The sequence below is a fragment of the Mesorhizobium sp. M4A.F.Ca.ET.050.02.1.1 genome (assembly GCF_003997725.1).
Lineage (GTDB): Bacteria > Pseudomonadota > Alphaproteobacteria > Rhizobiales > Rhizobiaceae > Mesorhizobium.
Map to the genome: position 1 here is coordinate 1 of NZ_RZSG01000510.1, position 4343 is coordinate 4343.

At 64.4% G+C, this 4343-nt stretch carries 5 protein-coding genes; 2 read left to right on the forward strand and 3 right to left on the reverse strand.

Annotated elements, in window-relative coordinates; all coding sequences use genetic code 11:
• Positions 1-1063 (reverse strand): PLP-dependent aminotransferase family protein (locus EOA33_RS25690; RefSeq protein WP_245482434.1); only part of this gene is annotated, 1063 nt, incomplete at its 3' end.
• A gap of 431 nt (positions 1064-1494) precedes the next feature.
• Here EOA33_RS25690 and EOA33_RS25695 point away from each other — a divergent pair.
• Both EOA33_RS25695 and EOA33_RS25700 read left to right on the forward strand, forming a co-directional pair.
• Positions 1495-1809: a GYD domain-containing protein gene (locus tag EOA33_RS25695; RefSeq protein WP_126055260.1), complete on the forward strand. Its 315-nt coding sequence runs from the start codon at positions 1495-1497 to the stop codon at positions 1807-1809.
• A gap of 23 nt (positions 1810-1832) precedes the next feature.
• Positions 1833-2129 carry an antibiotic biosynthesis monooxygenase gene (locus tag EOA33_RS25700; RefSeq protein ID WP_126055261.1) on the forward strand — a complete coding sequence of 99 codons (297 nt, stop codon included), beginning with the start codon at positions 1833-1835 and terminating at the stop codon, positions 2127-2129.
• Positions 2130-3233: 1104 nt separating this feature from the next.
• Here the strand turns inward: EOA33_RS25700 and EOA33_RS25705 are convergent.
• Together EOA33_RS25705 and EOA33_RS25710 are read right to left on the reverse strand one after the other, a co-directional pair.
• Positions 3234-3722 (reverse strand): GFA family protein, encoded by a 489-nt coding sequence (locus EOA33_RS25705; protein WP_127406915.1) that lies wholly within the window; start codon positions 3720-3722, stop codon positions 3234-3236.
• Between the two features lie 50 nt (positions 3723-3772).
• Positions 3773-4315, reverse strand: a complete 543-nt coding sequence (locus EOA33_RS25710) for an isochorismatase family protein (RefSeq protein ID WP_126055263.1) — start codon at positions 4313-4315, stop codon at positions 3773-3775.
• Positions 4316-4343: the final 28 nt, after the last annotated feature.

A 4343-nucleotide genomic window follows, 5' to 3' on the forward strand; every position in this document is an offset into this window, starting at 1 on the left:
GCGCTTCCCTGACCGAGCGGGCAAGCAGCGCCGTGGCGTCAGCGCCCTCGGGCAGCGTCACCCAGACGAACATGCCGCCATCCGGCCGGCTCCAGGTCACGCCCTCCGGCATGTTGGCCTCGAGCGCGCCGAGCAGGCCGTCGCGGCGGGCGCGGTAGGCGCCGATCAACTTTTCCACGTGCTGGTCGAAGATCGCCTCGGCGGCGCGGTGCATGGCCACCTGGTTGATCGAGGGGCTGTGCAGGTCGGAGGCCTGCTTCATCAGCACCAGGCGCTCCACCACGCGGCGCGGCGCGCAGACCCAGCCGACGCGCATGCCCGGCGACAGGATCTTCGAGAAGGAGCCGCAATAAAGCGTGCGGGCATTGTCGATGCCGCCGGAGCGCTGGCAGTCCAGCGCCAGGATCGGCGGCACGCTTTCGCCGTCATAGCGCAGCGCCCGGTAGGCCGCGTCCTCGATGATCGCGATGTCGAGATCACCGGCAAGGTCGAGCACCGCCTCGCGCTGCTTGACACCCAGCGTCTCGCCGGTCGGGTTGGCGAAATCCGGCACCAGATAGGCGAATTTGACCCGCCCGCCGGCGGCCGCCGCGGCTGCGTGATAGGCCGCCGGCGTCATGTTGCCGCCGTCCGGCGTCAGCCGATCGTAGCGTGGCTCATAGGCGTTGAAGGCCTGCAGCGCACCAAGATAAGTCGGCCAGGTGACGAGTGCCGTGTCGCCCGGCGAGAGAAAGAGCTTGCCGAGATAGTCCAGCGCCTGCTGAGAGCCGGAGGTGATGAAGATGTTGCCCTCGTCGCAGGCGACGCCGAGCTTGCCCATCTGGCCGGCCAGCCATTTCCTGAGCGGCAGGTAGCCCTCGCTGACCTGGTACTGCAGGGCCGCGCCCGCCTCCGCGCCGCCGAGCACCGAGGAATAGGCTGCGCTGATGGCGTCCGCCGGAAACAGCGCGGGGTCCGGAATGCCGCCGGCAAAGGAGATGATGTCCGGCTGGTCGAGCAGTTTCAGCAGCTCGCGGATTTCCGACGCCTTCATGCGCGAAGCGCGCGACGCCAACAGGTTCATCAGGGTCAAGGCCCACCTCCCCGTGGATGGTCAATCTTGCTCGGGCACGATCTCGTCCAAAAGCGGTTCGCGCTTTGCGAGATCATGCGCATTTAGGTCAATGTGGCTGACCTATTATCAGGCTCCCTCGCCGGTTGGAATAGCCGGAATGCCATTCCGCCAGGGAGAAAAGCACATTTTGGCGACCGCCGATGGAAGACTGTTGTGCCGCATGAGGCCCATTGCAACCGCGTCCACGGCGGGATTGTCGTCATATTAGAATAGGCGCATATTGCTACAACCGAAGCGAAGCTCCGGTTATGCACCGCCGTTGGCCTTGGCTGCCCAAGGCGGTCCCACGGGCCACGTCAAATGTCAGTGAAAGGACAAGCAACCCGGTGCTGCTCAAACAATTGAGCGGCCCGAGACATTGTTATCTGGAGGAGATTCCCATGAAGGTCACCGTGTTGGCAAATTATGCACCCCACGCCGCCAAAGGACTGATGCAGGGCTCGGACCGGCAAGCTGCAGTCAATGCGCTGTTTGAAAGCGTCGGCGGCAAGATGACCGGCTTGATGTTCACGCGCGGCGCTTATGACGTCGTCGTCAATGGCGAGGTGCCGGACCAGGCTGCCGGGATGGGCATAGCCCTTGCGGTGCGGGCAAGCGGTTCGTTGAGCGACTTTGTCATCCTCGAAGAACTCGACATGAAGGCCGTGCTCGCGGCCGCCAACAAGGCCGCGGGCGTCTACAAGCCCGCCGGCTGATCGCAAACCGATCGGAGGAAACCATGACCGCCTACAATGTCGTGCGCTTTCGCACCAAGCCAGGCAAGGAACAGGCCTTCGTCGAGAAGCACAAGACCATCGCGCTCAACGCCGCGGGCTTTCGCAAGGGCGCCCTCATCAAGACCGGCGAGCGCACATTCTGCTTTGTCGGCGAGTGGAACGACATGGACAGCCTCGCCGCCGCGCGGCCGTCGATGATCGGCATTCTCGACGGGTTCCGCGACATGCTTGAAGATCTCGGCGGCGATCTCGGCGTGACCGACCCTGTATCGGGGGAAGTTGTTGCGGACATAAGCTAGGACGCCGCCAGATCGGCGATGGCCGGGCCGCCAGGCGCCCCGCCGGCATCGTTCGGCTGGACGCGCGGCGGCATGTCGTTCGCTGCGCGTCGACCTCGCAGCCTTAGAGCGGTTCAGCCTTTTGCTGCAACCACCGAACCGCTCCAAGCATTTGTTCTCACGGACGGTAGACCGCTGTTCCTGGAACTGCTTCAGAAGGGCAACCGTATCTCGTATGGCTGGACCGGTTCCGGACAGCTTTGGGCCGAGTGCGGCCAGTTGATGTCCTTCCGGGTTTCCGGGGGCAAGTCGTTCAATGCACGCATTGTGTGTTTGTGCCTGGAGGCGCGCTTGAGAGCGGCTACAAGCCTGCGAAGGCTTTTCAACATTGATATCCTCCGTATCGTAGCGGCGGAACGGGCAGTGTTGCCCTGTCACGCGACGCCAGTTTTGCGCCGCATGTGTATCCGACCGATTTCACGAGAACGGTGAAAGGCTTCACAAAAAGGCGCCGAGACGAAACATTTGCATGCAAATTAATTTGCGGCATCCGGCCGCGGCTGGCGTGCCACTTGGGATATCCAACACTTAGGCCGTCGGTTGAAGCGTTGATTCACCTGCTGGCGGGCGCGCCCTCATATCTCCGGTGCCTGCACATCCGAGCCGGTTTGCCGGTGGTCTGGTAGCCAATCATGTTGGCCGGGTTCGGCATGTCGTTTCTTGATGGCGCCGCAACCGGCGATCGCCATTTTCGCGCCAAGGTGGCAACTCTGGAGCTCGAATCCGCAAAATCACGCCAGCCTATTCCGCTATCGCGGAAGTTCCGCTTCGTTGCCGATATGCGATGGTGTTTTCGCGGCGGTACGAGCCGCCCTGGTCGACGCGGGCCCGAAAGCACCCCAACATGCGCCCCCGCGGCCCCGTCGACCACGGCCGGCTCTCTCCAGAACGACCCTGCGCCATCGGCATGGCGCGGTTCGTGAAGGTTTTGGTTGCGCTTGGTTCCCGGAATGTCCACTGGACGTTCCGCAATATTATCCAATTCGAAAATGCCAAGGGCAACAGTGACGGCATTAAGTGGTGGCAGCCCCCCGCTCCGCCGGCTGAGATATTGATAACATGCCCTCAGCCGGCGGAGCCGCCCGTTGCGAAGGAGCCAGTCGTGAAGGCTTGGGCAAACTCGGCCGTCAGTTCGCCATACTCCTCCATCGCAGGCAGCGCCGCGTAGCTGTGCACCGCGGGCGTCTTCGCCCATGGCAGTTTCTCGCTGGTCCAGGTCTCGACGAAGGGCGTGAACCAGCCTGGATCGTCGAGCATGGTCGGGCGCAGATTGACGAACCAGTCGAGCCCCTCAGGCCGGGTGAACATCCAGCTCATGCAATGCGGGCAGAAATAGTGCCGCGAGGCGCCGTGCAGCCCGCCGATCACTGGCTCGCCTTGGGTAACTTCGAAGGCCTCGTCGGGGATCGCCGCGCTCAGCGAATAGGCGCTGGCCGACATACGCTGGCAGCCGGTGCAATGGCAGGCCATGGTCAGCAGCGGCGGCGCGGTGATCTTCAGGCGAACACGACCACAGCGGCATCCACCTACGGCGGGCAGGTTGAGGCTTGGCATGGTGAGGTCTCCCCGGGTTGGCTGAGGGCGCTTCCCTTCCGGGAGAGGGTTCAGCGTCCGCTCAGCGCCTCCGCCGTCGCCAGTTTCGCGCCGGCCTCTTCGAAAGCCACATTGTGGCGGGCAATGATTTCGGCCGCGCTCTCGGCAGGGGTGTCGAGCGTCGAGTGCGCGTCGGACACCACGGTCACGCCGAGGCCGCGCGCCATCGCGCCCTTCACGGTCGCCGCAACGCAGAAGTCGCTCTGCGCGCCGAGCAGGATGACCGCGCCCGCGCCCTGGCCGGCTACCCATTCGCCAAGCGCGGCATTGGAGAAGGCATCGCCGACCGTCTTGCCGAAGGTCGGTTCGTCGCCGGCCTGGCCGAGCCCCGGCCATACCGGCCAGCCGCTGGCGCCCGGCGCCAGCGGATCGCCTTGCGGGCCGTCATGGCGGATGAAGGCGACCTTGCGGCCGGATTCTCGCGCCCAGTCGATCACCGCGCGGGCGCGGGCGACGATGCCTTCGGCATCATGGATCGGCGGCTCGAAGCGGCCGTCGAACATGCCGGTCTGGAGATCGATGACAATGAGCGGGGCGAGGCTGGATTCTGGCATGGGCGCGAAGATAGCGTGAGGGTTCGGA

Bases quoted from the DNA above. Each gene is read 5' to 3' on its own strand.
- EOA33_RS25695 (WP_126055260.1), top strand. From the start codon at position 1,495: ATGAAGGTCACCGTGTTGGCAAATTATGCACCCCACGCCGCCAAAGGA.
- EOA33_RS25700 (WP_126055261.1), top strand. From the start codon at position 1,833: ATGACCGCCTACAATGTCGTGCGCTTTCGCACCAAGCCAGGCAAGGAA.
- EOA33_RS25705 (WP_127406915.1), bottom strand. From the start codon at position 3,722: ATGCCAAGCCTCAACCTGCCCGCCGTAGGTGGATGCCGCTGTGGTCGT.
- EOA33_RS25710 (WP_126055263.1), bottom strand. From the start codon at position 4,315: ATGCCAGAATCCAGCCTCGCCCCGCTCATTGTCATCGATCTCCAGACC.